The organism is Kitasatospora sp. NPDC057940 (assembly GCF_042887425.1).
Lineage (GTDB): Bacteria > Actinomycetota > Actinomycetes > Streptomycetales > Streptomycetaceae > Kitasatospora.
The window spans coordinates 1-26485 of record NZ_JBHVPH010000016.1; the positions used below are offsets into that span (position 1 = coordinate 1).

General features: G+C 73.6%; 22 protein-coding genes and 1 rRNA gene. 9 read left to right on the forward strand and 14 right to left on the reverse strand.

Features of this window, described 5'->3' with window-relative positions; genetic code table 11:
* Positions 1 to 84 (forward strand): 5S ribosomal RNA (rrf, locus tag ACFVTF_RS23070); the annotation flags it as partial.
* A 78-nt stretch (positions 85 to 162) separates the two neighbouring features.
* On the opposite strand, the gene ACFVTF_RS23075 is transcribed toward rrf, so the two are convergent.
* Together ACFVTF_RS23075 and ACFVTF_RS23080 are read right to left on the reverse strand one after the other, a co-directional pair.
* Positions 163 to 615, reverse strand: a complete 453-nt coding sequence (locus tag ACFVTF_RS23075) for a GNAT family N-acetyltransferase (protein WP_387816099.1) — start codon at positions 613 to 615, stop codon at positions 163 to 165.
* Between the two features lie 101 nt (positions 616 to 716).
* Complete coding sequence (locus ACFVTF_RS23080; protein ID WP_371519071.1) at positions 717 to 1508, reverse strand: VOC family protein; 792 nt, start codon at positions 1506 to 1508, stop codon at positions 717 to 719.
* A gap of 222 nt (positions 1509 to 1730) precedes the next feature.
* On the opposite strand from ACFVTF_RS23080, the gene ACFVTF_RS23085 reads away from it, so the two are divergent.
* From ACFVTF_RS23085 to ACFVTF_RS23095, 3 genes are all read left to right on the forward strand, one after another.
* A complete protein-coding gene (locus tag ACFVTF_RS23085; protein ID WP_380377808.1) occupies positions 1731 to 3965 on the forward strand; it encodes an ATP-dependent RecD-like DNA helicase in 2235 nt (744 codons plus the stop codon).
* Positions 3966 to 4190: 225 nt separating this feature from the next.
* Positions 4191 to 5480, forward strand: coding sequence for a citrate synthase (locus ACFVTF_RS23090; protein ID WP_063349392.1), 1290 nt, complete (start codon positions 4191 to 4193; stop codon positions 5478 to 5480).
* A gap of 536 nt (positions 5481 to 6016) precedes the next feature.
* Entirely contained in the window at positions 6017 to 6736 is a 720-nt protein-coding gene (locus tag ACFVTF_RS23095) for an SDR family oxidoreductase (protein WP_350885419.1), read from the forward strand.
* Positions 6737 to 6815: 79 nt separating this feature from the next.
* Here ACFVTF_RS23095 and ACFVTF_RS23100 read toward each other — a convergent pair whose 3' ends face one another.
* From ACFVTF_RS23100 to ACFVTF_RS23110, 3 genes are all read right to left on the reverse strand, one after another.
* Entirely contained in the window at positions 6816 to 9116 is a 2301-nt protein-coding gene (locus ACFVTF_RS23100) for a heavy metal translocating P-type ATPase (protein WP_387816103.1), read from the reverse strand.
* 86 nt (positions 9117 to 9202) lie between these two features.
* Positions 9203 to 9532, reverse strand: a complete 330-nt coding sequence (locus ACFVTF_RS23105; RefSeq protein WP_387816105.1) for a heavy-metal-associated domain-containing protein — start codon at positions 9530 to 9532, stop codon at positions 9203 to 9205.
* A 38-nt stretch (positions 9533 to 9570) separates the two neighbouring features.
* Positions 9571 to 10509, reverse strand: a complete 939-nt coding sequence (locus ACFVTF_RS23110; RefSeq protein WP_387816107.1) for a PrsW family intramembrane metalloprotease — start codon at positions 10507 to 10509, stop codon at positions 9571 to 9573.
* Between the two features lie 160 nt (positions 10510 to 10669).
* Here ACFVTF_RS23110 and ACFVTF_RS23115 point away from each other — a divergent pair, with 160 nt between their 5' ends.
* Positions 10670 to 11842: a PP2C family protein-serine/threonine phosphatase gene (locus ACFVTF_RS23115; RefSeq protein WP_371519082.1), complete on the forward strand. Its 1173-nt coding sequence runs from the start codon at positions 10670 to 10672 to the stop codon at positions 11840 to 11842.
* An 83-nt stretch (positions 11843 to 11925) separates the two neighbouring features.
* Here the strand turns inward: ACFVTF_RS23115 and ACFVTF_RS23120 are convergent, their stop codons facing one another.
* Complete coding sequence (locus ACFVTF_RS23120; RefSeq protein ID WP_387816109.1) at positions 11926 to 12621, reverse strand: DAK2 domain-containing protein; 696 nt, start codon at positions 12619 to 12621, stop codon at positions 11926 to 11928.
* A 13-nt stretch (positions 12622 to 12634) separates the two neighbouring features.
* Positions 12635 to 13630: a dihydroxyacetone kinase subunit DhaK gene (dhaK, locus tag ACFVTF_RS23125; protein ID WP_387816111.1), complete on the reverse strand. Its 996-nt coding sequence runs from the start codon at positions 13628 to 13630 to the stop codon at positions 12635 to 12637.
* A 157-nt stretch (positions 13631 to 13787) separates the two neighbouring features.
* Here dhaK and dhaM point away from each other — a divergent pair, with 157 nt between their 5' ends.
* Positions 13788 to 14180, forward strand: a complete 393-nt coding sequence (dhaM, locus tag ACFVTF_RS23130) for a dihydroxyacetone kinase phosphoryl donor subunit DhaM (RefSeq protein ID WP_371519087.1) — start codon at positions 13788 to 13790, stop codon at positions 14178 to 14180.
* Positions 14181 to 14205: 25 nt separating this feature from the next.
* Here the strand turns inward: dhaM and ACFVTF_RS23135 are convergent, their stop codons facing one another.
* Entirely contained in the window at positions 14206 to 15933 is a 1728-nt protein-coding gene (locus tag ACFVTF_RS23135) for a bifunctional 3'-5' exonuclease/DNA polymerase (protein WP_387816113.1), read from the reverse strand.
* Between the two features lie 155 nt (positions 15934 to 16088).
* Between ACFVTF_RS23135 and ACFVTF_RS23140 the strand changes: the two genes are divergently transcribed.
* The gene (locus tag ACFVTF_RS23140; RefSeq protein WP_387816115.1) at positions 16089 to 18113 is read left to right on the forward strand and encodes a M3 family metallopeptidase; all 2025 of its coding nucleotides are present in this window, start codon (positions 16089 to 16091) and stop codon (positions 18111 to 18113) included.
* A 27-nt stretch (positions 18114 to 18140) separates the two neighbouring features.
* On the opposite strand, the gene ACFVTF_RS23145 is transcribed toward ACFVTF_RS23140, so the two are convergent.
* Positions 18141 to 19601, reverse strand: coding sequence for a cellulase family glycosylhydrolase (locus ACFVTF_RS23145; RefSeq protein WP_387816117.1), 1461 nt, complete (start codon positions 19599 to 19601; stop codon positions 18141 to 18143).
* A gap of 85 nt (positions 19602 to 19686) precedes the next feature.
* Complete coding sequence (locus ACFVTF_RS23150; RefSeq protein ID WP_387816119.1) at positions 19687 to 20307, reverse strand: TetR family transcriptional regulator; 621 nt, start codon at positions 20305 to 20307, stop codon at positions 19687 to 19689.
* 127 nt (positions 20308 to 20434) lie between these two features.
* Between ACFVTF_RS23150 and ACFVTF_RS23155 the strand changes: the two genes are divergently transcribed.
* Positions 20435 to 21661, forward strand: coding sequence for an acyl-CoA dehydrogenase family protein (locus ACFVTF_RS23155; protein WP_363588595.1), 1227 nt, complete (start codon positions 20435 to 20437; stop codon positions 21659 to 21661).
* Between the two features lie 91 nt (positions 21662 to 21752).
* Here the strand turns inward: ACFVTF_RS23155 and ACFVTF_RS23160 are convergent, their stop codons facing one another.
* The 3 genes from ACFVTF_RS23160 to ACFVTF_RS23170 all read right to left on the reverse strand — a co-directional run bounded on the left by ACFVTF_RS23160 (position 21753) and on the right by ACFVTF_RS23170 (position 24098).
* On the reverse strand, positions 21753 to 22355 hold the full coding sequence (locus ACFVTF_RS23160; RefSeq protein WP_387816121.1) for a hypothetical protein: 603 nt from the start codon (positions 22353 to 22355) through the stop codon (positions 21753 to 21755).
* A 208-nt stretch (positions 22356 to 22563) separates the two neighbouring features.
* Positions 22564 to 23373: an enoyl-CoA hydratase/isomerase family protein gene (locus ACFVTF_RS23165; protein WP_387816123.1), complete on the reverse strand. Its 810-nt coding sequence runs from the start codon at positions 23371 to 23373 to the stop codon at positions 22564 to 22566.
* 35 nt (positions 23374 to 23408) lie between these two features.
* Entirely contained in the window at positions 23409 to 24098 is a 690-nt protein-coding gene (locus ACFVTF_RS23170; RefSeq protein WP_387816125.1) for a TetR/AcrR family transcriptional regulator, read from the reverse strand.
* Positions 24099 to 24273: 175 nt separating this feature from the next.
* Between ACFVTF_RS23170 and ACFVTF_RS23175 the strand changes: the two genes are divergently transcribed.
* Positions 24274 to 25740, forward strand: coding sequence for an MFS transporter (locus tag ACFVTF_RS23175; RefSeq protein ID WP_387816127.1), 1467 nt, complete (start codon positions 24274 to 24276; stop codon positions 25738 to 25740).
* Between the two features lie 149 nt (positions 25741 to 25889).
* On the opposite strand, the gene ACFVTF_RS23180 is transcribed toward ACFVTF_RS23175, so the two are convergent.
* Positions 25890 to 26438: a GNAT family N-acetyltransferase gene (locus ACFVTF_RS23180; RefSeq protein WP_387816129.1), complete on the reverse strand. Its 549-nt coding sequence runs from the start codon at positions 26436 to 26438 to the stop codon at positions 25890 to 25892.
* Positions 26439 to 26485 lie beyond the last annotated feature (47 nt).

Sequence of the window (26485 nt, forward strand, 5' to 3'; positions counted from 1 at the left end):
TACATTCCGAACCCGGAAGCTAAGCCTTACAGCGCCGATGGTACTGCAGGGGGGACCCTGTGGGAGAGTAGGACGCCGCCGAACAATCATTCACAAAGAACCCCCATCCGGGAAACCGGATGGGGGTTCTTTGCGTTTCCGGGGCTTTGGAACTTCAAGGTTTCAGAGCTGGAGCTTGAATCCGACGTGGGAGGGGACGAAGCCGAGCTTCTCGTAGAAGCGGTGGGCGTCGGTGCGGGTCGCGTCGGAGGTGAGCTGGACGAGGTCGGCACCGAGTTCGCGGGAATGCTCGATCGCCCACTGGATCAGTTCGGTGCCGAGGCCGCTGCCCCGCTCGTCGGCGTGGACGCGGACGGCCTCGATGATGGTCCGGGTGGAGCCCTTCCGGGAGATGCCGGGGATCACGGTCAGCTGCAGGGTGCCGACGGTTCGGCCGGCGCGCTCGGCGGCGACCAGGTGCTGGTGCGGGTCACCGTCGACGCGGGCGAAGGCGGCACGGTACGGCGTGAGGTCGTCGGGGCTCTCGCGGGTGGCGCCCAGGGCGTCGTCGGCGAGCAGGGCCACCAGCGCCGGCAGGTCCTCTGCGGTGGCCCGGCGGATCGTCAGGTCAGTCATGATCAGAGGATAGGCGCGCCCTGCTTCCCCGCACCTCCGCTGCCACTGCCCGTAGCACCCCCTCAGGCCCCTTCTCGGGGGTGATCGGGAGTGATGCGCTGTCACTCCCCGGGCTTGGCACTGGTGATGACGGCGAAGACGGCGCCGTGCGGGTCGTGGAACTGGGCGAGGCGGCCCACGCCGTGGACGTCCATGGCGGGGATCCGCACGGTGGCCCCGAGCTTGTCGGCGATGGCGAGGCTGGCGTCCACGTTGGGGACCTCGAAGTAGGGGAGCCAGTGCGAGGTGGTGCCGCGGGCGGTCTGCTCGGGGCCGAGCTGCATGATGCCGCCGTGGGCGTCGTCGCTGCCGGCGCCCGCGGGGGTGAGGACGGTGTAGGAGGTGCCTTCGAGTGGCACGTCCTGTTCCTGCCAGCTGAAGACGGTCCGGTAGAAGGTCTTGGCGCGTTCGGCGTCGACGCTGTAGCACTCGGTCCAGCAGAGGCTGCCCTCCTCGTTGACGACCTCCAGGCCGCGGGTGTCGTGCGGCTGCCAGACGGCGAACTCGGCGCCGGTCGGGTCGGTGTAGCCGGCCATCCGGCCCGCGGTGAAGACGTCGAAGGGGGTGAACCGGACGTGGCCGCCGGCCTGTTCGACGAGTTCGGTGGTGCGGTCGGCGTCGAGGGTGGCGAAGTACAGCGTCCAGGCGGGCAGGGAGCCCTCCTCCGCGAGCGGGCCGAGGGCGGCGACCGTCCGGCCGTCGAGCTGGAAGAAGCCGTACCCGCCGGCTTCGGGGCCGGCCGGGTCGAAGGTCCAGCCGAACAGGGCGGTGTAGAAGTCGACGGAGGCCCGGGTGTCGGGGCTGCCCAGGTCGAGCCAGTCGGGGGAGCCGGGGCGGTAGGCGGTGTTGAGCATGGACGCTGCTCCTCGGACGGGGCCCGTGCGGGCGCGATCGTGCCCCCCTGCCGGGTCCCAGCCTGGCACCTCGGCGGGGGCGCTGCACGGCGGGGCGCTGCTCGGCAGGGGCCAGGGGGCGGTCCTGCCGCGGGGGTGGTCCGGCGCGGGTGCGGGCTTGTCGTGGCCGGGCGGTACGGTGCGTAACGAAAGGTCCACCCGTACCGGTCGAAGGGGGTCCCGGTGGCCAGGCAGGCGCAGTCGGGGCAGGAGGCGCCGCGCCAGCTCGCGCAGGTCGAGGGCGTGCTGGAGCGGATCACGTACGCCAACGAGGACACCGGGTACACGGTGGCCCGGGTGGACACCGGCCGGGGCGGGAACGACCTGCTGACGGTGGTGGGCGCGCTGCTGGGAGCCCAGGTGGGGGAGTCGCTGCGGCTGCACGGGCGGTGGGGCTCGCATCCGCAGTACGGGCGGCAGTTCACGGTGGAGAACTACACGACGGTGCTGCCGGCGACGGTGCAGGGCATCCAGCGGTACCTGGGTTCGGGGCTGATCAAGGGGATCGGGCCGCGGTTCGCCGAGCGGATCGTGGAGCGCTTCGGGGTGGACACCCTGGAGGTGATCGAGAACGAGCCGGGCCGGTTGATCGAGGTGCCGGGGCTGGGGCCGAAGCGGACGAAGAAGATCGCGGCGGCCTGGGAGGAGCAGAAGGCCATCAAGGAGGTGATGGTCTTCCTCCAGGGGGTGGGGGTGTCGACCTCGCTCGCGGTGCGGATCTACAAGCAGTACGGGGACGCCTCGATCGGGGTGGTGAGGAACGAGCCGTACCGGCTGGCGTCGGACGTGTGGGGGATCGGCTTCCTGACGGCGGACCGGATCGCCCAGGCGGTGGGGATCCCGCACGACAGCCCGGAGCGGGTGAAGGCGGGGCTGCAGTACGCGCTGTCGCAGAGCAGCGACCAGGGGCACTGCTACCTGCCGGAGGAGCGGCTGATCGCGGACGGCGTGAAGCTGCTGCAGGTGGACGTGGGCCTGGTGATCGACTGCCTGGCGGAGTTGGTCGCGGCGGAGGGGGTGGTGCGGGAGTCGGTGCCGGGGGAGGCGGGCGAGGCGATCACCGCGGTGTACCTGGTGCCGTTCCACCGGGCGGAGATCTCGCTGGCCAACCAGCTGCTGCGGTTGCTGCGTTCGGATTCCGACCGGATGCCGTGGTTCGGCGGGGTGGACTGGCCGGTGGCGCTGGAGTGGCTGGCGAAGCGCACCGGGGCCGATCTCGCGCCGGAGCAGGAGCAGGCGGTGCGGCTGGCGCTGACCGAGCGGGTCGCGGTGCTGACGGGTGGTCCGGGCTGCGGCAAGTCGTTCACGGTGAAGTCGATCGTGACGCTGGCGCTGGCCAAGCGGGCGAAGGTGGTGCTGGCGGCGCCGACCGGGCGGGCGGCGAAGCGGTTGGCGGAGCTGACCGGGGCGGAGGCCTCGACGGTGCACCGGCTGCTGGAGCTGAAACCGGGCGGGGACGCCGCGTACGACCGGGACCGGCCGCTGGACGCCGATCTGGTGGTGGTGGACGAGGCCTCGATGCTGGATCTGATCCTGGCGAACAAGCTGGTCAAGGCGGTGCCGCCGGGGGCGCACCTGTTGTTCGTGGGGGACGTGGACCAGCTGCCGTCGGTGGGCGCCGGCGAGGTGCTGCGGGACCTGCTGGCGGAGGGCGGCCCGATCCCGTCGGTGCGGCTGACCAGGATCTTCCGGCAGGCGCAGCAGTCGGGGGTGGTGACGAACGCGCACCGGATCAACGAGGGGAGGCCGCCGCTGACGGACGGTCTGCCGGACTTCTTCCTGTTCGCGGAGGACGACGCGGAGCTGGCGGCCGGCCTGACGGTGGACGTGGTGGCGCGGCGGATCCCGCAGCGGTTCGGGTTCGACCCACGGCGGGACGTCCAGGTGCTGGCGCCGATGCACCGGGGGCCGGCCGGGGCGGGGAACCTGAACACGCTGCTCCAGGGGGCGGTGACGCCGGCCCGGGAGGGGTTGGCGGAGCGGCGGTTCGGCGGGCGCACGTTCCGGGTGGGGGACAAGGTCACGCAGGTGCGCAACAACTACGACAAGGGGCGCAACGGGGTCTTCAACGGCACAGTGGGAGTGGTGACCGCCCTCAGCGTGGACGACCAGCGGTTGACGGTGCTCACCGACGAGGACGAGGAGGTGCCGTACGACTTCGACGAACTGGACGAGTTGGCGCACGCGTACGCGGTCACGATCCACCGCTCGCAGGGGAGCGAGTACCCAGTGGTGGTGATTCCGGTCACCATGTCCGCTTGGACGATGCTCCAGCGAAACCTGCTCTACACCGCTGTGACCAGGGCAAGGAAACTGGTGGTACTGGTGGGGTCACGGAAGGCGATCGCGCAGGCCGTGCGGACCGTCAGTGCAGGTCGACGGCATGCGGCGCTAGATCATCGACTGGCAACTGGATGATTATCCAACAGGATGGTTGCCTCTAATGTTCTCTTGACGTGAAGAGATTTACGGCAGAGCCTAGGGTGGTGCCGATCTTGTCCGGTTCGTACCGGCTGCGGCAGCAGGTTTTGTAGGGGCGGGCCCTTTCGGGCCACCCCGGGTGCGCGGCTGTCCTCCAGATGGGGGATGGTAGAGACAGTCAGGGCACCTTGGAAGAGGATTCATTTCGTCGGTGAGGAAGACGTGAGCGACAACTCGGTAGTACTGCGGTACCAGGACGGCGAGTACGAGTACCCCGTCGTCGAGAGCACTGCGGGCAACGCCGGCTTCGACATCTCGAAGCTGCTCCCGCAGACCGGCCTGGTCACCCTGGACAACGGCTTCGGTAACACCGCCGCGTACAAGTCCGCGATCACCTTCGTGGACGGTGACAACGGCATCCTGCGGTACCGCGGCTACCCGATCGAGCAGCTCGCAGGGCAGGGCGGCTTCATCGAGACCGCGTACCTCCTGATCAACGGTGAGCTGCCCAACGCGGACCAGCTGGCCGAGTTCAACCGCGAGATCACCCAGCACACCCTGCTGCACGAGGACGTCAAGCGCTTCTTCCAGGGCTTCCCGCGGGACGCCCACCCGATGGCCATGCTGTCCTCGGTGGTCGGCGCCCTCTCCACGTTCTACCCGGAGAGCCACAACCCGTTCGACGCCGGCCAGCGCCACCTGTCGACCGTCCGCCTGCTCGCCAAGCTGCCGACGATCGCCGCCTACGCGTACAAGAAGGCGATGGGCCAGCCCTTCGTCTACCCGCGCAACGACCTGAGCTACGTCGAGAACCTCCTGCGGATGACCTTCGCCGTCCCCGCCGAGGACTACGAGCTCAACCCGGTGATCGTCAACGCCCTGGACAAGCTGCTCATCCTGCACGCGGACCACGAGCAGAACTGCTCGACCTCCACCGTGCGCCTGGTCGGCTCCAGCCACGCCAACCTGTTCGCCTCGATCTCGGCGGGCATCTCGGCGCTCTGGGGCCCGCTGCACGGCGGCGCCAACCAGGCCGTGCTGGAGATGCTGGAGAGCATCCAGAAGGACGGCGGCGACGTCGACGCGTTCATCACGAAGGTGAAGAACAAGGAAGCCGGCGTCAAGCTGATGGGCTTCGGCCACCGCGTCTACAAGGCCTTCGACCCGCGCGCCGCGCAGGTCAAGCTGCTCGCGCACGAGGTCCTCGGCCAGCTCGGCAAGAACGACGAGCTGCTGAACATCGCGCTCAAGCTGGAGGAGCACGCCCTCAAGGACGACTTCTTCATCTCGCGCAAGCTCTACCCGAACGTGGACTTCTACACCGGCCTGATCTACCGCGCCATGGGCTTCCCGACCAGCATGTTCACCGTGCTGTTCGCCCTCGGCCGGCTGCCGGGCTGGATCGCCCACTGGCACGAGATGATCAACGACCCGACCAGCCGGATCGGCCGTCCGCGCCAGATCTACACCGGCGTCGAGATCCGCGACTACGTCGCCCTCGGCGACCGCTGACGCTGCACCCGGAAGGGCCCGGTCGCCATCTGGCGGCCGGGCCCTTCCGCGTCCCCGTGCGGTGGGCCCGGGTGGGCGCCCGCGCGGGGACGGAACCGTACGGCGCACGACTCCGGGGCCGGGCCGAAGCCGGGGACGGCCGCTCAAAGCGTCCCTGACCCGCCGCAACCCCGGCGTCGTGCGCGAAGGCCGTCAAGGTCGACGACCGTCCCGGGGCCCGCCGGAGCCCCGTCGGCGGCAGTCGGTGGAAGCACGGGGACGCATTGCCGTTCGTCGCGTCTCCGCCCCTCGGAAAACTGCCGCACTACCAACCTAAGACGTATCAGGGTGCGAGAAGTTACGCCCGGGGGGTGTGAGCTGCCTCTCGCCACGCTCCGTGTGCACGTCGTGCCGAGCCCATATCACACCTTCCCGCGCGCGCGACGTCACCCTCCCCGCAGTCACGGCAACCGAGCGTGATAGGAATCGTGGCATTCCGGTACGGACCGTCCCGCACCCTCGCAGCGTGGCGGCGGAACTGGGGAGGGAGTGCGCAGATGGCCAGGAACGTCGTTGTCACCGGCGGTGGCACGGGAATCGGGTACGAAGTCGCGCGGCGGTTCGCCGAGGCGGGCGAACGGGTCGTGATCGTGGGCCGCCGCCGCGCGGTCCTGGAGAAGGCCGCGGCGGACCTCGGGCCGAACGTCACCCCGCTGGTGTGCGATCTCGCCGACCCCGACGCCGTCGAGGCCGCGCTCGCCGAACTTCCCGAGCGGATCGACGTCCTGGTCAACAACGCCGGCAGCCGGGAGACCGTGATCGGTGCCGGGCCGCACGCCCTGCTGGCCCGCTGGCGCGGCGACTTCGAGCGCAACGTGCTGACCGTGGTGCTGCTCACCGAGTCGATCCGGGACCGGCTCACCCCCGGCGCCGGCCGGGTGGTCACCATCAGCTCGATCGCCGCCCTGCGCGGGGCCGGCTCGTTCGGCGCGGCGAAGGCCTCGCTGCACGCCTGGAACCACTTCCTGGCCGCCCAGTTGGGCACCTCCGGGATCACCGCCAACATCGTCGCGCCCGGGACGGTGGCCGGCACCGAGTTCTTCGGCCCCCGGCTGGACGAGGCCGAGGTCTCCCGCCGGGCGGCCCGCACCCTGCTGGGCCGGATCGGGGAGACCGGTGAGGTCGCGGCCGCGGTCCACTTCCTTGCCTCGCCCGAGGCCGGGTTCATCACCGGCGAGATCCTGCACTGCAACGGCGGCGAGCTGCTCGGGCGCTGACACGGTGACGCCGGCGCGCTGACGCCGGGAAGGGCCCGGACCGGGGCCGGTCCGGGCCCTTCCGTGTCGCGTGGGCGGGTCAGGCGGGCTGGAAGCGGCGCAGGCGCAGGCTGTTGGTGACCACGAAGACCGAGGAGAAGGCCATCGCGGCGCCGGCGATCATCGGGTTGAGCAGCCCGGCGGCGGCCAGCGGGATCGCCGCCACGTTGTAGCCGAAGGCCCAGCACAGGTTGCCCTTGATGGTGCCGAGCGTGCGGCGGGAGAGCCGGATGGCGTCGGCCGCCGAGCGCAGGTCGCCGCGGACCAGGGTGAGGTCGCCGGCCTCGATCGCGGCGTCGGTGCCGGTGCCCATGGCCAGGCCCAGGTCGGCCTGGGCGAGGGCGGCCGCGTCGTTGACGCCGTCGCCGACCATCGCCACGACCCTGCCCTCGGCCTGGAGCCGCTTGACGGTGGCGACCTTGTCCTGCGGCATGACCTCGGCGATGACGTGTTCCGGGGCGATGCCGACCTCGGCGGCGACGGCCTCGGCGACCGCCCGGTTGTCGCCGGTCAGCAGCACCGGGCGCAGGCCCAGCGCGCGCAGCCGGGCGATCGCCTCGGCGCTGGTCGGCTTGACCGCGTCCGCGACCTCCAGGACGGCCCGTGCCTCGCCGTCCCAGCCCACCGCGATCGAGGTCCGCCCGGCCGCCTCGGCCGCGGCCTTGGCGCGGGCCAGGACGGGCGGCAGGTGCTGGGCCCGGTCGGCGAGCAGGGCCTCGCGCCCGGCCACCACCTCCCGGCCCTCGACGACGCCCTGCACGCCCCTCCCGGGGAGGTTGCGGAAGTCCTCGACCGGCGGCAGCGCGCCGGTCCGCTCCGCGGCGGCGGTGGCGATCGCCCGGGCGATCGGGTGCTCGGAGGCGTGCTCCAGGGCTCCGGCCAGGCGCAGCGCCTCGGCCTCGTCGACGCCCTCGGCGGTGTGCACGGCGAGCAGGGTCATCCGGCCGGTGGTGACGGTGCCGGTCTTGTCCAGGACGACGGTGTCCACCCGGCGGGTGGTCTCCAGTACTTCGGGGCCCTTGATCAGGATGCCCAGCTGGGCGCCGCGGCCGGTGCCGACCATGAGCGCGGTCGGGGTGGCCAGGCCCAGGGCGCACGGGCAGGCGATGATCAGCACGGCCACGGCGGCGGTGAACGCCTCGGTGGGGCTGTCGGAGGCCAGGAGCCAGCCGACCAGGGTGGCGAGCGCGAGCAGGATGACGACCGGGACGAAGACGGCGGAGATCCGGTCGGCGAGGCGCTGGGCGGCGGCCTTGCCGTTCTGGGCCTCCTCGACCAGCCGGGCCATCCGGGACAGCTGGGTGTCCGCGCCGATCCGGGTGGCCTCGACGACCAGCCGGCCGCCGGCGTTGACGGTGGCACCGGTGACCTGGTCACCGACGCCGACCTCGACCGGTACGGACTCGCCGGTGAGCATCGAGGCGTCCACCGCCGATCCGCCCTCGACCACCGTGCCGTCGGTGGCGATCTTCTCGCCGGGCCGGACCACGAACCGGTCGCCCACGGCCAGGCCGCCGACCGGGATCCGGACCTCGGCCCCGCCGCGCAGCACGGTGACGTCCTTGGCGCCGAGGTCGAGCAGGGCGTGCAGGGCGGCCCCGGCCCGGCGCTTGGAGCGGGCCTCCAGGTGGCGGCCGAGCAGGATCAGCACGGTGACGGCGGCGGCCGTCTCCAGGTAGAGGGTGGACGAGGCGTCGGTGTCGCCGATCGCCAGTGAGAAGTCGTGGTGCATGCCGGGCAGGCCCGCGTGGCCCCAGAACAGTGCCCAGAAGGACCAGCCGAAGGCGGCCAGGGTGCCGAGCGAGACCAGGGTGTCCATGGTCGCGGCGCCGTGCTTGAGGTTGGTCCAGGCGGCGCGGTGGAACGGCAGGCCGCCGTAGACCACGACCGGGCCGGTGAGGGCGAAGGCGAGCCACTGCCAGTTGGCGAACTGGAGGGCCGGGATCATCGACAGCATGACCACCGGGACGCTGAGGACGGCGCTGATCAGCAGCCGGTCGTACAGCGGGTCGGCGGTGTCGGCACCGGCAGCGCTACTGGCGTCGGCGCCGGTCGGGAGGGCGGGGGCCGGGGGCGGCGGGAGCTCGGCGGTGTAGCCGGTGCGCTCGACGGTGGCGATCAGGTCCTCGACCGTCACCCCGGGGCCGTAGTCGACCCGGGCCTTCTCGGTGGCGAGGTTGACGGTGGCTTCGACGCCGTCCATCCGGTTGAGCTTCTTCTCGATCCGGGTCGCGCAGGAGGCGCAGGTCATGCCGCCGATCGACAGCTCGACCCGGTCCCGGACGACGGGGGTGCCCTGGACACCGGGGGCGGTGGTGACCAGTTCGCTTCGCTCGCTCATGCGGATCGGCTCCTCGGCAGCTCCTCGGTGGGGGAGTACGGCGGGGTCCGCTGCCCGGGCCCCGCCGTACGGGCGTACCGGGAGGCCTAGGCGCTGCGGCCGACCAGTTCGTAGCCGGCCTCGTCGACGGCGCTGCGGACCTGGTCGTCGTCCAGCGGGGCGAGGGAGGAGACCGTCACGGTGCCGGCCTTGGAGTCGGCGGCGACCTCGGTGACGCCGGTGAGGGCGGAGAGCTCCTCGCTGATCGCCTTCTCGCAGTGGCCGCAGCTCATGCCGGTCACGGTGTAGGTGGTGGTGCTGGACATCCGGGCCTCCGGGAGGTGTGGCGCCCCGGGCGTCGGCCCGGGCTCTACTCTGACAACACCATACCCCTCAGGGGTATTTCCGGGAGAGGTGGGTGAAGTGGCACGCGTCACGGACGCGTGCGCCGGTCGAGCGTATGCGCCGGACCGCCTCAGACCGGGGAGGCCGGGAGCTGGGCCGGGATCGGCGCGCGCTCGCGCCGGATCAGCAGCCGTAGCCAGAGCAGCCCGCCCAAGGAGACCACGAGCAGTCCGACCGTGTCGTAGAGGGTGTACAGGTGCACCTGCTCGCTGTTGGGGTGGGGCATGTGGCCGAGCTCGAACAGTGCGCGCTGCCAGGAGCTCGCGGTGGTCTTGGCGACCAGCCAGACGGCGATGCCGCTCGTGCTGTCCCAGAGCGCGTGCAGCACCGATACGCCCAGGTAGGTGACGACGACCGGGGTGGTGAAGCGGAACCGCCCGCCGCGGCGCTCGCTGAACAGCACCCCGCCGATGATCGCCGTCCACAGGATGTGGCCGACCGGTGCGAGGAGCCCGCGCAGGATCTCCGTCTCGACCAGGTCCTCGAGCGAGAGTCCCTGGTTGCTCAGCACGGCGTTGAACGCGTACCCGGCGCTCTCGAACGCGGCGAACCCCGCTCCGACGGTGGCGCCGAGCACCAGCCCGTGCCGCAGCCCGCTGACCCGCAGTCGGCGGCTCACCATGACCAGGGCGCCCAGCTTGGCCGCCTCCTCGATCAGGCCGACGGTGACGTACATCCAGGCCGAGGGCGAGACCAGGTAGCTCTCCAGCACCGAGGCGCCCAGGACGCCGATGATGCCGCCGACGCCGAAGCAGGCGAAGAGCCGGTCCGGGCCGAGGTCGCCGGCGTAGCGCTCGTAGGCCCAGATCACCAGGGTGGCCGGGACCAGGAAGCTGCCGAGCAGCACGATCGTCGGGACGAGGTTGCTGTTCCCGGTGAGGAACGTGACGACGACGGTGGCGCCCCAGAGCAGCAGGCCGACGGCGAAGACCTTCAGCCAGTGGTCGGACGTGGCCGTCGTCCGGCCCGGGGCGTCGGAGATGCGGGGGGTGTTGCGGTAGCCGGACACCGGACGGGGCCTCCTCGGGGTAGCCGCTTTGGTCGAACTGTATGACAAATAGGGCATTTGGGGGCGATCGGGACGCTCGTGCGGCGGGTCGGCGGACGCGGTGGACGGAAACGCGGTAGGCGGGCGGGTGGGCGCCGCGAACGTCCCTTATGTTCGGTATGTGTTCCCGACCCGCCGTGCCCAGTCCCCCTCGGCCCCCAGCGCCGCCGGGCTGCCGCCGGACCGGCGGCGCGGCGCCCTGCTGGCCGCCGACCTCCAGGACGTGCCGTTCTGGCGGCGGGCCAGCCCGGCGCTGCTCGCCGTGCTCCTGGTCGCACTCGCTGACCTCCTCTCCGGCAAGGACCGCTACCTGGCACCGCTGATGACCGTCGTCCCGGCCGCCGCCGCGCTCACCCTCAGACCGGGCGAACTGCTCGCCGTCTGCGCGCTCGGCCTGCTCGCCGTCTTCGGGCTCAGCCACTACGACCAGGTCGACAACATCAACGACGCACGCTTCCTCTACGGTGCGATGGTCAGCTACGCCGTGCTGACGGTCTTCTCCGCTTGGGTCGCCAAGATCCGGATGCGGCGCGCGGCGGCCTTCGCGGCCGTCAGTTCCGTCGCCGAGGCCGCCCAGCGGGCCCTGCTGCGGCTGCCCGGGCCGGCCGTCGGGCCGCTGCGGCTGGCCGTCCGGTACGTGTCGGCGGCCGACGCCTCACGGATCGGCGGGGACCTGTACTCGGTGCTGGAGACGCCGCACGGCACCCGGGTCGCGGTCGGGGACGTCCGGGGCAAGGGGCTCTCCGCCGTGCAGACCGCGGCCGTGGTGCTGGGCGCGTTCCGGGAGGCCGCGTACGACGAGGCCGGGCTGCGGGGCGTCGCGGCGCGGATCGAGGCCAGCGTCGAGCGGCACGTCCCGGACGGGGAGTTCACCACCGCGCTGTTCGCGGAGTTCCGCACGCCCGGGGTGATGGAACTGCTGCAGTACGGGCACGTCCCGCCGATCCGGGTCGACGGCGACGGGCGGGCGCACGTGCTGGACGCCCCCGACCCCTGGGTGCCGCTCGGCCTCGGACGGTTGGCGACGGGCGAACCGGCCAGCTGGGACCAGCCGTTCGGGGCGGAGGACGTCCTGGTGCTCTGCACGGACGGGGTGATCGAGGCACGGCACCGTAAGAGCGGGGAGTTCTACCCGCTGGCGGAGCGGGTCGGGCCGCTGGTGCGGGGCGCCGCGCGGTCGGAGGGGGATCTGGAGGCGGCGGTGGGGCGGGTGTACGCGGACCTGCTCGCGCACACGGGCGGGGAACTGCGGGACGACGCCCTGCTGCTGCTGATCGCGAGGACGGACGGCTGACGGCCGGACGGCTGGGGGCCGGACGGCTGGGGGCCGGATGACCCTCTCCTCGCGCGGGCGCCCGCGCGAGGAGAGGGGGTGCCTCAGGACGCGGTGACGTCGGCGAGGGCGCGGAAGAGCAGGGCGGTGGAGGTGGCGCCCGGATCCTGGTGGCCGATGCTGCGCTCGCCGAGGTAGGAGGCGCGGCCCTTGCGGGCCTGGAGGGGGACGGTGTCGCGGGCGCCCTGGTCGGCGGCGTCGGCGGCCGCCGCGGCCGCCTCGGGGAGGGTGGCCCCGGCGCCGGCCGCGGCGCGGAAGGCGGCGACGGCCGGGGTGTAGGCGTCGACGATGGTCTTGTCCCCGGGCACGGCCTTGCCGAGGGCGCGGACGGCGTCCAGGCCGGCGGCCAGTGCCTCGGCGAGGGTGGCCGGGCCGACGGGGGCGGCGGAGCCGGGCAGAGCGGAGCCGGGCAGAGCGGAACCGGGCAGAGCGGGATCGGACAGGGCCGGATCGGGCAGGGCGGCGCCGATGGCGCGGAAGGCCTTGCCGTAGAGCGGGCCGGAGGCGCCGCCGACCTTGGAGATCAGCGTGCTGCCCACCTTGGTGAGCACGGCGCCCGGGCCGGCCGGCTGGAGGCCGTCGAGGGCGGCCAGGGCGGCGGAGAAGCCGCGCCGGAGGTTGCTGCCGTGGTCGCCGTCGCCGATCGCCGAGTCCAGCTCGGTGAGCCGGTCCTGCTCCTTCTCGACGGCCGCGGCGATCGCGCGGATCCAGGCCTCGGCGAGGGGGGTGTCGAAGTCCATGACGTCTCCCGGCTCAGGCCCGCTTGAGGGCGGGGGTGTCGACGGGCGCGTCCCACAGCTCCAGCAGCTGCGGGTCGGCCTTGGTGAGGGTGAGCGAGAAGCCCGCCATGTCCAGGCTGGTGACGTAGTTGCCGACCAGGCTGCGGGCCACCGTGATGCCGCGCTCGGCGAGCCGGGCGGCGACCTCGCCGTAGGCGATGTACAGCTCCAGCAGCGGGGTCGCGCCGAGGCCGTTGAGCAGGGCGATCACCTCGTCACCCGGGGCCAGGTGGTGGTCGGCGAGGACGGTGTCGACCACCTCGGCGGCCAGCGCGCGGGCCGGGCGCAGCTTCTCGCGGCGGCGGCCGGGCTCGCCGTGGATGCCGACGCCGACCTCGATCTCGTCCTCGGGCAGGTCGAAGCCGGGCTTGCCGGCGGCCGGGGTGGTGGCCGCGGTGAGCGCGATGGCGAAGGAGCGGGAGGCGGCGTTGACCCGCTCGCCCAGGGCGGCCACCTCGTCGAGCGGGGCGCCGCGTTCGGCCAGCGCTCCGGTGGCCTTCTCGACCATGACGGTCGCCCCGGTGCCGCGGCGGCCGGCCGTCCAGGTGGAGTCCTCGACCGCCACGTCGTCATCGACCAGGACGGTGCGGACCGCCAGGCCCTCCTCGGCGGCGAGTTCGGCGGCGAGCTCGAAGTTCATCACGTCGCCGGTGTAGTTCTTCACGATGAAGACGACGCCGGCGCCGCTCTCCACGGCCTTGGCGGCGGCCAGCATCTGGTCCGGCACCGGGGAGGTGAAGACCTCGCCGGGGCAGGCGGCGTCCAGCATGCCGGGGCCGACGAAGCCGCCGTGCAGCGGCTCGTGGCCGGAGCCGCCGCCGGAGATCACCGCGACTTTGGGCCCGGCCGGGCGGGCGGCCCGGGTGATCACCCGGTTGGGGATGTCCACCGTCAGCTCGGGGTGGGCGGCGGCGACTCCGGCCAACGCGTCCTCCAGGACGCTCTCCGGGGTGTTGATCAGCTTCTTCAACGCTCTTCGCTCCCTTGTGCGGGTCGTCGGCCGTGGACGCTGCTGCCCCGACGCTACGCCAGACGGGGGTGGTGGGCACGGGGTGCGACACGCGGGATTCGGGTCACTCTCCCGGAGTAGCGGCGTCGGCCGCGGGGTCGGTCGTAGGGTCGGTCGCATGAGCGAACACGTGGGTATCGTCCTGGTCTCGCACAGCGCCCGACTGGCCGCCGGGCTGCGCGAGCTGCTCGCCGAACTCGTCTCGGGCGGCGTGCGGGTGGTGTGCGCGGCGGGGACGGAGGACGGCGGGCTCGGCACCAGCTACGACCTGATCGCGCGGGCCGTCGCCGAGGCGGACGGCGGGGCGGGCGTGGTCGTGCTGCCGGATCTCGGCAGCTCGGTGCTCACCGCCGTCACGGTGCTGGAGGACGAGCCGCGCCCGGGCGTGCGGCTGGTGGACGCGCCGTTCGTGGAGGGCGCGGTGGCGGCCGCCGTCACCGCCTCGACCGGGGCGGCGCTGGCGGAGGTGGTCGCGGCGGCCGAGGAGGCCCGCTCGTTCCGGAAGCTGTGAGGCCCCGGCCGTGATGCCGGGGCGGCTACTTGGCGTCGGCGTAGCAGTCGACCACCGCCGTGGTGAGCGGGAAGCGGACCGGGGTGTCGCCGAACACCAGGCGGCGGGCCTCGTCGGCCGCCTCGGCGACCGCGGCGGCCACCTCGTCGGCGAGGTTGGCCGGGGTGTGCACGATCACCTCGTCGTGCTGGAAGAACACCAGGTGCGGGCGCTCCGCCGGGCCGGCCACCGGCAGCCCGCCCAGCCGGCGGCGCAGGGCGGCGAGCAGGGCGAGCGCCCAGTCGGCGGCGCTGGCCTGGATGACGAAGTTGCGGGTGAAGCGGCCGCGGGCGCGGGCCTGCCGGCCGCCGGCCTCGCCGGCCGTGTCGGGGGACTCGGTGAGGTCGAGGAACTCGGCCGAGGCGGGCGGGCAGACCCGGCCCAGCCGGGAGGCGACCACCCCGCCGTCCTCGCCGGTGCGGGCGGCGGCCTCGACGTAGCCCATCGCGGCGGGGTAGCGGTGGCGCAGGGTGTTCAGCAGCGGGCCGATGTCGCCGCTGGTCTGCCCGTACATGGCGCCGAGCAGGCCGAGCTTGGCCTTGTCGCGGTCGCCCTGGAAGGCGTGGGCGGCCAGCGCCTCGTACAGGTCGCCGCCGGCGGCGGTGCGGGCCAGCCCGGCGTCCTGGGAGAGGGCGGCGAGCACCCGGGGCTCCAGTTGGGCGGCGTCGGCGACGACCAGCAGCCAGCCCGGGTCGGCGACGACGGCGCGGCGCAGGATGCGCGGGATCTGCAGCGCGCCGCCGCCGCGGCTGGCCCAGCGCCCGGAGACCACGCCGCCGACCACGTACTCGGGCCGGAACCGGCCGCCGCGGGCCCAGGCGTCCTGCCAGGCCCAGCCGTGCGCGGCGTGGATGCGGGACAGCTCCTTGTAGCGGATCAGCAGCGCGGCGGCCGGGTGGTCGACGCCCTTGAGCTCCCAGGAGCGGGTGGAGCCGAGCTGGATGCCGTTCTCGGCGAAGGCGCGCAGCACCTGGGTGTGCGAGTCGGGGTTGAACGGGCGCCCGCCGAGGGCCCGTTGGAGTTCGGCGGCGAGGTCGGCGAGCAGTCTCGGCTGGGCGCCGGGGACGGTCGGGCGGGGGCCGAGGAGTTCGGTGAGCAGCTGGTCGTGGACGTCGGCGCGCCAGGGCAGCCCGTCGTGCGCCATCTCGGCGGCGACCAGCGCGCCGGCGGACTCGGCGGCGACCAGCAGCCGGAACCGGTGCCGGGCGGCCGGGTCGGCGATCGCGGCGATCCGGCGCTGCTGCTCGGCGTGGACGGCGACGACGGCGGTCAGCGGGTCGGCGCCGGGCGGCAGTTGCAGCCGGTCGGGCGCGAACAGGGTGTCCTGCCCGTCGTCGGCCTCGGCGGAGCCGGGCTCGGGCAGGTCGTCCGGGACGGGCAGGCCGCGCAGCCGGGACCAGGCGGCGCCGAGCGAGCGGGGCGCGCCGAACCGGCCCTCGTGCGCCAGCAGCAGGGCCTCGACCAGGCGCAGGTCGTGGCAGCGGGCGAGCCGGTCGGGCAGCCGGGGCAGCAGCGGCGCGTAGGCGCTGTCGGTGGCGGCCCACACCCAGCGGGGCCCCGGCACGTCGCTTCCTGCGGCCTCCCGGGCGGCGACGGCGGCGGCGAGGTCGGGGACCTTCTCGGGCGGGCCGAGCGGGGCGCCGGCGTCGTCGAGCGGCTGGAGCCGGCCGCCGGGGCCGTGCGGGTCGGGGGCGAGGGCCGTCCTGGGTGCCACGGGGGCGTCTCCTCTCCGGCGCGCTGTTCTGGCGTGCGGGTACGGGCACGGGTGTGCGGTCGTTCGGGTGTCCGGGCTCGACGTTAACGGGTGGGTACGACAACGGGGGCGGGGGCGCATAGGCAGGGTGGGTGACACCGCGTATGGTCGGCGAAATGACCGAGAACCCGTTCTTCAAGCCCAGCCCCCTGGTCTACGAACTGCCGCCCTTCGCCGAGATCCGGCCGGAGCACTTCCTGCCCGCGTACGAGCGCGGGATGGCGGAGCAACTGGCCGAGATCGCGGCGATCACCGCGGATCCGCGACCGCCGACGCCGGACAACACCCTGGTCGCCCTGGAGCGTTCCGGGGAACTGCTGCGCCGGGTGGACGCGGTGTTCCGCAACCAGTCGGCCTCGGACACCAGCGAGCCGGTCGACGAGGTGGAGACCGCGGTGAGCCCGCTGCTGGCCGCGCACCACGACGCGATCCACCTGGACCGCGCCCTGTTCGCGCGGATCGAGGAGCTGTACGGGCGCCGCACCGAGCTGGGTCTGGACCCGGAGTCCCTGCGGCTGCTGGAGACCCGGCACACCCGTTTCGTCCGCTCCGGTGCCCGGCTGGGCGAGGCCGAGCAGGCCCGGCTGCGCGAGCTGAACGCCGAACTCGCCGCGCTCGGCACGACGTTCCAGCAGAACGTGAACGCCGCCACCAAGGCCGCCGCGCTGGTCGTGGACGCGGCCGAGGAGCTGGACGGGCTGTCCGCGGACGAGGTCGCCGCGGCTGCGGAGAACGCCCGGGTGCTCGGGTACGAGGGCCGGTTCGTGCTGTCCCTGAAGAGCACCTCCGGCCAGCCCGAACTGGCCCGGCTGACCGACCGGTCGGTGCGCGAGCGGCTGCTGGCGGCCTCGCTCGACCGGGGCCTGGCGGACAACGGCCCGCTGGCGATCCGGATGGCCGGGCTGCGCGCCGAGCGGGCCGCGCTGCTGGGGCACCCGAGCCACGCCGCGTACGTGGTGGAGGACGAGACCGCGGGCACGGTGGAGGCGGTGTCCGGGCTGCTGGCCCGGCTGGTGGGTCCGGCGGTGGCCAACGCCCGCCGGGAGGCCGCCGAGCTGGCCAAGCTGGCGGCGGCGGACGGGATCGACGAGATCGCCGCGCACGACTGGGCGTACTACTCGGAGAAGGTCCGGCAGAGTTCCTACCAGGTGGACGCGGCGGTGCTGCGCCCGTACTTCGAGCTGGAGCGGGTGCTCCGGGACGGCGTGTTCTTCGCCGCGGGGCTGGCGTACGGGCTGACCTTCACCGAGCGGACGGACCTGACGGCCCACCACCCGGACGCGCGGGTCTTCGAGGTGTTCGAGGAGGACGGCGCTTCGCTGGGCCTGTTCGTCGGCGACTTCCACGCCCGGGCGTCCAAGCGCGGCGGTGCCTGGATGGACGAGCTGGTGAGCCAGTCGGGGCTGACCGGCCGGCGGCCGGTGGTGATCAACAACCTGAACATCGCCCGTCCGGCGCCGGGCGAGCCGGTGCTGCTGGCCTGGGACGAGGTGCGCACGCTCTTCCACGAGTTCGGGCACGCGCTGCACGGGCTGTTCTCGGACGTGCGGTACCCGCTGTTCGCGGGCACCTCGGTGCCCCGGGACTTCGTCGAGTTCCCCTCGCAGGTCAACGAGATGTGGATGGTCCGGCCGGAGGTGCTGGCCAACTACGCGCGCCACCACGTGAGCGGGGAGCCGCTGCCGGCCGAGCTGGTCGAGCGGATGGTGGCGGCCGAGGGCTTCGGGGAGGGCTTCCGGACGGTGGAGTACCTCGCGGCGACGCTGCTGGACTGGGCCTGGCACACCGTGCCGCAGGGCCGGGAGATCGCGGACGCCGAGGAGTTCGAGGCACGGGCGCTGGCGGAGGCCGGGATCGCGGTGCCGGCGATCCCGCCGCGCTACCGGACGGCGTACTTCCAGCACGTCTTCGCCAGCGGCTACAGCGCCGGGTACTACGCGTACATCTGGTCGGAGGTGCTGGACGCCGACACCGTGCAGTGGTTCGAGGGCAACGGGCGTGCGGTGCGGGAGAGCGGCGAGCTGTTCCGGCGCGAGCTGCTGGCGCGCGGCTACGGCCGGGACCCGCTGGAGTCCTTCCGCGCGGTGGTCGGCCGGGCGCCGGAGACCGGTCCGCTGCTGGCGCGGCGGGGCCTGCTCTAGCCCCCTCCAGGGCGGCCCCGGTGGCGGTCAGCGCGGTGTGACCGTGACCGTGACCGGGGTGCCCGGGCGGGCGTGCGGGAGGCGGATCCGGACGGTGCCGGCCCGCCCGCCGGCCGGCTGTTCGACGTCGACGCGGGCGGCGGCGGGGGCGACGGTGACGCTGGCGCCGTGCGGGAACGCCGCCGGGGGCAGGACGAGTTCGCTGGCGTGCCGGGTGCCGTCGGCGCTCCAACGGACGGTGGTGGCGTCGGTGCGCACGTCCGTCCCGGCGACGGCCGCCGGGTACGGGCCGAAGGCGGGCTCGTCGCCGGGGGCGGGGTGCCCGGCCGGGTCGAGTGCGCAGTAGCCGCCGGTGCCGCGGCACCAGTACCACATGGTCCAGCCCTCGGCGAAGCCGTCCATCGCGGCGACCTGCCGGCGGACCAGCAGGGTGTTGCCCGGCCTGCGGGAGTCGGGCGGGCCCCATTCGCCGACCAGGACGGGCAGCCGGTGGGCGGCGGGGTAGGCGGTGATGGCGGCGGTGTAGTGCTCGACGAAGCCGCCGGCCGGGTCCCAGTCGGCGCCGTTCTCGACCGCGGTGTCGTAGAAGTGCGGTGCGTAGCCGAGCCGGGGCGGGCCGGGGCGCGGGTCGTCGAAGCCGGGCAGCCGGGTGGGCACGCCCTGGCCGACCAGGACGGTGGGTTCGACGAACAGCCAGGCGCGATGGTCGACCCGGCGCACGGCGGCGATCAGGCGGCGGTACATGTCGGCGAGCCGGCCCTGTTCGAGGGCGGCGGAGGCGGCGGCGAGCACGGCCGGGTCGCTCGGGTCGCCGTCCACCGGGCCGAACGGCTCGTTGAACAGGTCGTAGCCCAGCAGCGAGCGGTGGCCGCGCAGTTCGAGGGCGAGCCGGGTGTAGAAGTCGGCCTGCCAGGCGCGCAGGTCGGGGTCGTCGTAGAGGTGGCGGAAGGCGGCCTGGACGGCGGGCTGGAAGTAGCCGGCGAACCAGTCGTTCGGGTCGGGGGTGAACGGCAGGCCGTCGTCCCGGGTGGCCCAGGGCGGGATGCCGCGGTCGCCGCCGCCGAACGCGGGCCCGTAGACGTCCTGGTGCAGGTCGACCAGGGCGAGCAGGCCGTACCGGTCGGCCGAGTCGAGGAGTTGGCGCAGCCGGTGCAGTTCGGCCGGGTCGAGGCGGCCGCGGACGGGCTCCAGCCTGTTCCAGGAGACCGCCACCCGGATCAGGGTGAAGCCCTGCGCGGCCAGGGACTTGAGGTCGGCCTCGGTGGTCTCGGCGTACTTGTCGAGGTTGAAGCCGCGCAGTTGGAGGCGGCGGCCCCGGGCGTCGGTGAAGGCGGTGCGGCCGTCGGGGCCGGTGGCCGTCGCGGCGGGGAACCGCGCGGGCGGGCCGGTGCGGGCGCCGTCGTGCGCGGCGGCGGGGGTGGCGGGGGCCGCGGTGAGGGCCGTGGTGGCGGCGAGCAGCAGGGCGGCGGCGGTGCGGCGCAGGCGCATCGGGACCTCGTACGGCGCGGGGGTGGGGGCCCGATGATGCCCGCGGTGCCGGGTGTCGCACAAGGGCCTTGCGTGGAGGGGGAGTTCAGTCGGCGTCCGGGGTCGGGGCCGGGGTGGCGGGGGTGGGCAGGTCCGCGGCGGCGGCCAGGCGGCCCCAGAGCAGGTCGGCGAGCGCCTGCACCATGCGGGTGCGTGAGCAGGGTCTGGTCTCCAGCCACCAGTCGCCGGCCGCCAGCACCATGCCGGTGATGCCCCGGCCCCAGGCCTCGGCGAGCAGTTCGCGGTCGGCGCCGAGGTCGACCTGGTTCTGTACGGCCCGGGTGATCTCCGCGGCGATCTGCCGCAGTGCGGGGGCGAGCGCGGTGCCGGCGCCGCTCGGGTCGCCCGGTTCGGGGTGGGTGAGCAGCCGGTAGACCTGCGGGCGGGCCTCGATCCCGGCCAGGTAGGTGTCGAGGACGTGTTCGACCCGGTCGCGGCGCTCCAGCGGTGCGGCGAGGGCGGCCCGGACGGCGGCCAGCAGGCCGCTGGTGTGGCGCTCGGTGAGGGCGGTGATCAGGCCGTTCCGGTCGCCGAAGTGGCGGTAGAGGATCGGCTTGGTGATACCGGCCTCGGCGGCGATGGAGTTCATGCTGGCGGTCGGGCCGTCCCGCTGGATGACCCGGTCGGCGGCGTTGAGCAGCTGCTCGCGGCGGGGCTCTCGGGACATGTGCTGCTCCTCGGGGTCGGGGTCTGACCGGGCGTTGACACCAGTTACCAATCAGTAGCAGACTCCGACGATGTTACCCGAGGTAACCCCCCTGGTCGGCCGTACCCCTTCTTCGGAGGCAAGCACCATGAGCAGCACGTTCTCGCTGGACCCGGGCGCGGACCAGCTCGCCGTACGCGACTGGCTGCACGGCTTCGCCGCCGACGTCGTCCGCCCCGCCGCGGCCGAGTGGGACGAGCGCGAGGAGACCCCCTGGCCGATCATCCAGGAGGCCGCCAAGCTGGGCATCTACTCGCTGGACTTCTACGCCCAGCAGTACTTCGACCCCTCCGGCGTCGGCATCCCGATCGCCATGGAGGAGCTGTTCTGGGGCGACGCGGGCATCGGGCTGTCCATCGTCGGCACCACGCTGGCCGCCGTCGCGGTGCTCGCCAACGGCACCGACGAGCAGATCGGCACCTGGACCCCGCAGATGTTCGGCACCCCGGACGACCTCAAGGTGGCCGCGTTCTGCTCCTCCGAGCCCGACGCCGGCTCCGACGTCTCCGCGCTGCGCACCCGGGCGGTGTACGACGGGGCCAAGGACGAGTGGGTGCTCAACGGCACCAAGACCTGGGCCACCAACGGCGGGATCGCCGCCGTCCACGTCGTCGTCGCCACCGTCGACCCGGAGCTGGGGGCCAAGGGCCAGGCCTCCTTCGTCGTCCCGCCGGGCACCCCCGGACTGAGCCAGGGCCAGAAGTTCAAGAAGCACGGCATCCGCGCCTCGCACACCGCCGAGGTGGTGCTGGACGACGTCCGGGTGCCCGGCAGCTGCCTGCTCGGCGGCAAGGAGAAGCTGGACGAGCGGCTGGCCCGGGCCCGCGAGGGGGTCAAGCGCCCGGGGGGCAGGGGCAACGCGGCGATGGCCACCTTCGAGGCCTCCCGGCCGGCCGTCGGCGCGCAGGCGATCGGCATCGCCCGGGCCGCGTACGAGGTGGCGCTGGACTACGCGAGGACCCGCGAGCAGTTCGGCCGCCCGATCATCGACAACCAGGGCGTGGCCTTCCAGCTCGCCGACATGAAGACCCGGATCGACGCCTCCCGCCTGCTGGTGTGGCGGGCCTCCTGGATGGCGGCCAACAACCAGCCGTTCACCGCGGCCGAGGGCTCGATGTCCAAGCTGTACGCGGGCGAGACGGCCAAGTGGGTCACCGCGCAGGCGATGCAGATCCTCGGCGGCAACGGCTTCACCCGGGAGTACCCGGTGGAGCGGATGCACCGGGACAGCGCGATCTACTCGATCTTCGAGGGGACCAGCGAGATCCAGCGGCTGGTGATCGCGCGGGCGATCTCGGGGATGCCGATCCGCTGAGCCGGCCGAACCTGTCGAGCCCGCTGAACCTGCTGAGCCGGCCGAGCCCGCCGAACCTGCTGAGCCCGCCGAACCTGCTGAGCCCGCTGGGCTACCGGGCCGCCCAGAAGGCGAGTCCGGCGGTGAGCGCCCCCACCACCGCGCCGACGATGGTCTGCGCGGTGGTGTGGTCCCGCAGCACCACCCGGGACCAGCCGATCGCCGCGACCAGCGGCGCGAGCAGCAGCCACAGCGGGCCGAGCGCGATCCCGAGGCAGACCACCGCGCCGGCGGCGACGGCGGTGTGCACGGAGACCTTCCACCAGACGGTGATCACCAGGATCGGGACCAGCGAGGCGAACATCGCCAGCACCATCGCGGTCAGGTCGGCCGGGGCGTCCAGCCAGAGCATCACGGCGAAGCTGGTCGCGACCGAGCCCATGATGAACGGGATGACGGTCAGCCGGCGCTGCCGGTGGCCGACGTGGCGGTCCTCCAGGGTGCCCTTGCGGATGCCGCGCTGGATGAACATGGTCGGGATGACGGCCGCGAACAGGGCCGCGAAGGCCGCCCAGCCGAGGCCCGTCCAGCCGTAGCGGATGACGCCCATCAGCGGGAGCATCGCGATGATGACGTTCTTCGGCTCGACGCCGTCGGTGACCCGGCGGGCCCAGATCGTCCGGCTGGTGGGGGCGGTCGTGGCCTCGGTCGTCATCGGGGTGTGTGCTCCGGGTGCGCAAAGGGGTCGGCGTGAAGGGGCGGTGCGACGGGTCGGCGTGACGGGGACGTCAGGGCGGGGGCATCGGGGCGGGGCGTCGGGACGGCCCGGCACCGATCGGATGATCGTACGCGAGCCCGTCCGCGCGGCCGGTGCCTGGACCTGGGGCCCGGACCTGGGGCCCGGATCTGGTGCCCGGCCCCGGTCAGAACCGCGCCGGGCGGCCCTCCAGGAACGCGGCCAGCCCCTCGGGCACGTCCGAGGTCTCCCGGGAGCGGCGCTCCCAGGGCGCCAGCGCCTGCGCCGCCCGCTCCGCCGGGACGGCCAGCGCGGCCTTCACCGCGCCGATGGTCTGGGCCGAGCGCCGGGTCAGCAGTCGGGCGAACTCCAGCGCGGCGGCGTCCAGTTCGGCGCCCGGCAGGACGCGCTCCGCCAGGCCCAGCGGCAGCGCGTCGCGGCCCGTCACCAACTCGCCGGAGAACAGCAGGTACTTGGCGCGGGCCGGGCCGACCAGCCGGGCCAGCCGTAGGGTCGGCACCGCCGGGTAGACCACGCCGAGCTTGGCCGGGGTGATCCCCAGCCGGGCGTCCTCGGCGACGAACCGCAGGTCGCACGCGACGGCCAGCTGGCAGCCGCCGCCCACGCAGGCGCCCTGCACCACGGCGACGGTCGGGTGCGGGAAGGCCGCCAGCGCCTCCTCGGCGGCGACGTTGACCGCGTGGTAGGCGTCCGCGCGCTCCGGATCGCCGTACACCTCGGCGAGTTCGGCGATGTCCGCGCCCGCGCTGAAGGTGCCGCCGGCGCCGGTGACCAGCAGGGCGCGCACCCCCGGCTGCTCGGCGAGGCGCAGCAGGACCTTCGGCAGCGCCTGCCAGATCTCCAGGGTCACCGCGTTGCGCCGGTGCGGTCGGGCGAACTCCAGGACGGCGACGCCGTCCTCGCCGACGTACGCGTGCAGGCCCTCGGCGTGGGCGGGCAGGGCGGAGCGGTCCCGCGTGAGCAGCGGCTGGTCCATGCGCACCTCCGGGCGGTCGTGGTGCGCCCACTCTCTCAGGAGGCGAGGGCGCAGTAGTCGCCGAGGCCGCCCTCGACCAGGGCGAAGGCCCGCGCGGCCCGGTCGAGGGCGGCGGGCAGGGCGGCCGCGGCGCGTTCGCCGGTCAGCATCCGGCGCTGGTTCTCGGTGGTCAGGGCCAGCCGGGCGGCGAGCAGTTGGGCGGCGGCGATCTGCGCGGTGAGCTCGTCGTGGGCCGGGTCCTGGGCGAGGAGTTCGGTGGTCAGCAGGCCCTGCGCGTGCCGGCCGAAGCCGGCGGTGGCGCGCATCGCCAGGGCCGGGGTGCGGTGGATCAGCCGGACCACGTCGAGCACGAGCGGTTCGTCGCTCAGCCCGGTGGCCGGGTCGTGCTGCTCCAGCGCGGCGAGGTACTGCTCGCGCAGCGCCGTCACCGCCGAGGTGCCGGGGGCGCGTTCGCGGACCACCCGGGCCGGCTCGTCGAGGTGTCGCTCCATGGGGGCCATGACCAGGTCTTCCTTGGTGGGGAAGTAGTTGAAGACGGTCATCTTGGACACCTCGGCGGCGGCCGCGATCTCGGCCACCGAGACCTGGTCGAAGTCCCGCTCGGCGAACAGTCCGATGGCGGTGCGCCAGATCCGGATGCCGGTCTGGATCTTCTTGCGCTCGCGCAGCGGGAGGGCGTCGAGGTCGCGGTCGTCGTCAGGGCCGAAGCCGGGGTGCGTCGCCATGGTTCGACTGTACCAGGATCAAAGATCGACCGGGATGAAGACTGAGCCGAGCTTAAGAATTGACCAAGTATAAAAAAGCTGCCATGGTGAGGACGTGCCGCCGGCCGCACCGGCCCGGCCCGAACTCCACCGACCCTGGGGGGACTTACCGATGGCACCCGCCGCCCCTGTCTTGATGACACCGACCCGGCGCAACCTGGGCATGCTGCTCTGCCTGGTCACGATCGTGCTGGCCGTGCTCGACATGAACATCGTGTCCGCGGCCACCGTGCCGATCGTCCGGGAACTCGACCCCGTCCACGGCGTCGACCGACTGCCCTGGCTGATCAGCTCGTTCGCCCTCGCCGCGACCGCGCTGCTGCCGCTCTACGGCAAGCTCTGCGACCTGTACGGCGCCAAGCGCGTGCTGCTCGGCGCGGTCGGCACCTTCCTGGCCGGCTCGGCGCTCTGCGGGTTCGCGCAGTCGATGGGCCAGCTGATCGCCTTCCGGGCCGTCCAGGGCATCGGCGGCGGCGGGCTGATGAGCGTCACCATGGTGGTCATCGCCCACCTCAAGGACCCGGCCGAGCGCGGCAGCGGCAAGGGCGGCGCGATGGGCGGGGTCGTCGCGGGCATCGGCATGGCGGTCGGCCCGCTGATCGGGGCGCTGTTCACCGACCACCTCGGCTGGCGCTGGATCTTCTACGTCAACCTGCCGCTCGGCCTGCTCGTCCTGGTCGGCACCGCCCTGGTGATCAAGCTGCCGCCGGCGGTCGGCCGCCGCAGCCTGGACTTCCTCGGTGCGGCCCTCGCCGCCGCCTTCGCGACCGGGCTGCTGCTGGTCACCGAGTGGGGCGGCAAGGACTACGCCTGGACCTCCCCGGTGGTCCTCGGGCTCGTCGCCGCCACCCTGGCCGCGCTCGGCCTCTTCGTGTGGCGCCAGGCCACCGCCGCCGAGCCGGTGCTGCCGCTGTCGCTGTTCCGGATCGGCGTGGTGCGCCTCGGCTTCGCGATCCAGGGCCTGGTCGGGATGGGCATGACCGGCTCGATCGTCTACGTGATGCTCTACCTGCAGATCGCCCGCGGCATCGACCCCACCTCGGCCAGCCTCTACCTGATCCCGATGGCGGGCGGGATGACGGCGGTGGGCCTGCTGGCCGGCCGGCTCACCGCCCGCGGCCACGCGGAGCGCACCTTCCTGGTGGCCGGCGCGGGCTGTGCGGCGATCGCCCTGCTCCTGCTCGGCCTCAGCGGCCCGACCACCGGGCTGTGGGCGGTCTGCGGCGAACTCGTCCTGCTGGGCTTCGGGATGGGCCAGCTGATCGGCCAGCTGGTCACGGTGGTGCAGGAGTCCGTCCCCCGCCACCAGCTCGGCGTCGCGACCACCGGGATCCGCTTCTTCCAGACCCTCGGCAGCGCGCTCGGCGCGGCGCTCTTCGGCACCGTGCTGGCCCGGGTCTTCGCGGACGGCGAGCCCGGCCTGCCGCTCGGCGCCGTCCGGACGCTCGGCGGCGCGGCCCGCGAGCACGCGCTGCGCAGCTTCACGGACGCGGTCGACGTGGTGTTCCTGTCGGCCGGCGGCCTGCTGGTGCTGGTCCTGCTGCTCGCGCTGCGGGTGCCCAGGACGGTGGCGGCGGCGGAGCCGCCGGTGCTGGCGGCCTGAGGGCCTGAGGGCCTGAGGGGCCTGAGAGGCCTGACGGACCTGAGCGGTCTGAGGGGTCGGGGCCCGGGGGGCGACGGCCCGGGGAGCGGCGGGGGCCGCGCGGGGTCCGGTGGGACACGGGGGTGTCCACCGGGCCCCGCCGCGTCCGGTCAGGCCCCGGGCGTCCACTCCGGGGCCAGGATCGACCAGATCTGCTTGTCGTGGCGGACCCCGTTGTGCGGGTACCACTCGCGCAGGGTGCCGTCCAGGGTCATGCCGACCCGCTCGGCGACGGCCCGGCTGCGGGCGTTGCCGGCGGAGCACCACCACTCGGCGCGGTGCAGGCCGCGGGTGGTGAGGGCGTAGTCGAGCAGCACCCGGACGGCGGCGGTGATCAGCCCGCCGCCCTCGCCGGCGGGCTCGGTCCAGGCGCCGATCTCGCAGACGCCGCTCTGGGCGTTGAAGCTCACGAACATCACGCCGCCGACCAGCGTGCCGTCCCGCCAGATGCCGTAGATCCGGCCGCTGTCGGCGGCCTGCTGGTCGGCGTAGCGCTGGAGGGTGGCGCGGGCGGAGTCGAGGTCGGTGGAGCGGGTGGCCCAGGGGATCCACGGGTCGGTGTGGGCGCGGGCGCGGTCGATGTGGGCCAGGAACTCGGCCGCCTGCCACGGCTCCAGCGGGCGCAGTTCGGCGTTCTCGGCGAGCGGTACGGCAAACATGGGCTGGCCTTTCACGGGATGCACGGGATGCACGGGATGCGCGTGGT

Bases quoted from the DNA above. Each gene is read 5' to 3' on its own strand.
- ACFVTF_RS23075 (WP_387816099.1), bottom strand. From the start codon at position 615: ATGACTGACCTGACGATCCGCCGGGCCACCGCAGAGGACCTGCCGGCG.
- ACFVTF_RS23080 (WP_371519071.1), bottom strand. From the start codon at position 1,508: ATGCTCAACACCGCCTACCGCCCCGGCTCCCCCGACTGGCTCGACCTG.
- ACFVTF_RS23095 (WP_350885419.1), top strand. From the start codon at position 6,017: ATGGCCAGGAACGTCGTTGTCACCGGCGGTGGCACGGGAATCGGGTAC.
- ACFVTF_RS23100 (WP_387816103.1), bottom strand. From the start codon at position 9,116: ATGAGCGAGCGAAGCGAACTGGTCACCACCGCCCCCGGTGTCCAGGGC.
- ACFVTF_RS23120 (WP_387816109.1), bottom strand. From the start codon at position 12,621: ATGGACTTCGACACCCCCCTCGCCGAGGCCTGGATCCGCGCGATCGCC.
- dhaM (WP_371519087.1), top strand. From the start codon at position 13,788: ATGAGCGAACACGTGGGTATCGTCCTGGTCTCGCACAGCGCCCGACTG.
- ACFVTF_RS23140 (WP_387816115.1), top strand. From the start codon at position 16,089: ATGACCGAGAACCCGTTCTTCAAGCCCAGCCCCCTGGTCTACGAACTG.
- ACFVTF_RS23145 (WP_387816117.1), bottom strand. From the start codon at position 19,601: ATGCGCCTGCGCCGCACCGCCGCCGCCCTGCTGCTCGCCGCCACCACG.
- ACFVTF_RS23150 (WP_387816119.1), bottom strand. From the start codon at position 20,307: ATGTCCCGAGAGCCCCGCCGCGAGCAGCTGCTCAACGCCGCCGACCGG.
- ACFVTF_RS23155 (WP_363588595.1), top strand. From the start codon at position 20,435: ATGAGCAGCACGTTCTCGCTGGACCCGGGCGCGGACCAGCTCGCCGTA.
- ACFVTF_RS23160 (WP_387816121.1), bottom strand. From the start codon at position 22,355: ATGACGACCGAGGCCACGACCGCCCCCACCAGCCGGACGATCTGGGCC.
- ACFVTF_RS23165 (WP_387816123.1), bottom strand. From the start codon at position 23,373: ATGGACCAGCCGCTGCTCACGCGGGACCGCTCCGCCCTGCCCGCCCAC.
- ACFVTF_RS23170 (WP_387816125.1), bottom strand. From the start codon at position 24,098: ATGGCGACGCACCCCGGCTTCGGCCCTGACGACGACCGCGACCTCGAC.
- ACFVTF_RS23175 (WP_387816127.1), top strand. From the start codon at position 24,274: ATGACACCGACCCGGCGCAACCTGGGCATGCTGCTCTGCCTGGTCACG.
- ACFVTF_RS23180 (WP_387816129.1), bottom strand. From the start codon at position 26,438: ATGTTTGCCGTACCGCTCGCCGAGAACGCCGAACTGCGCCCGCTGGAG.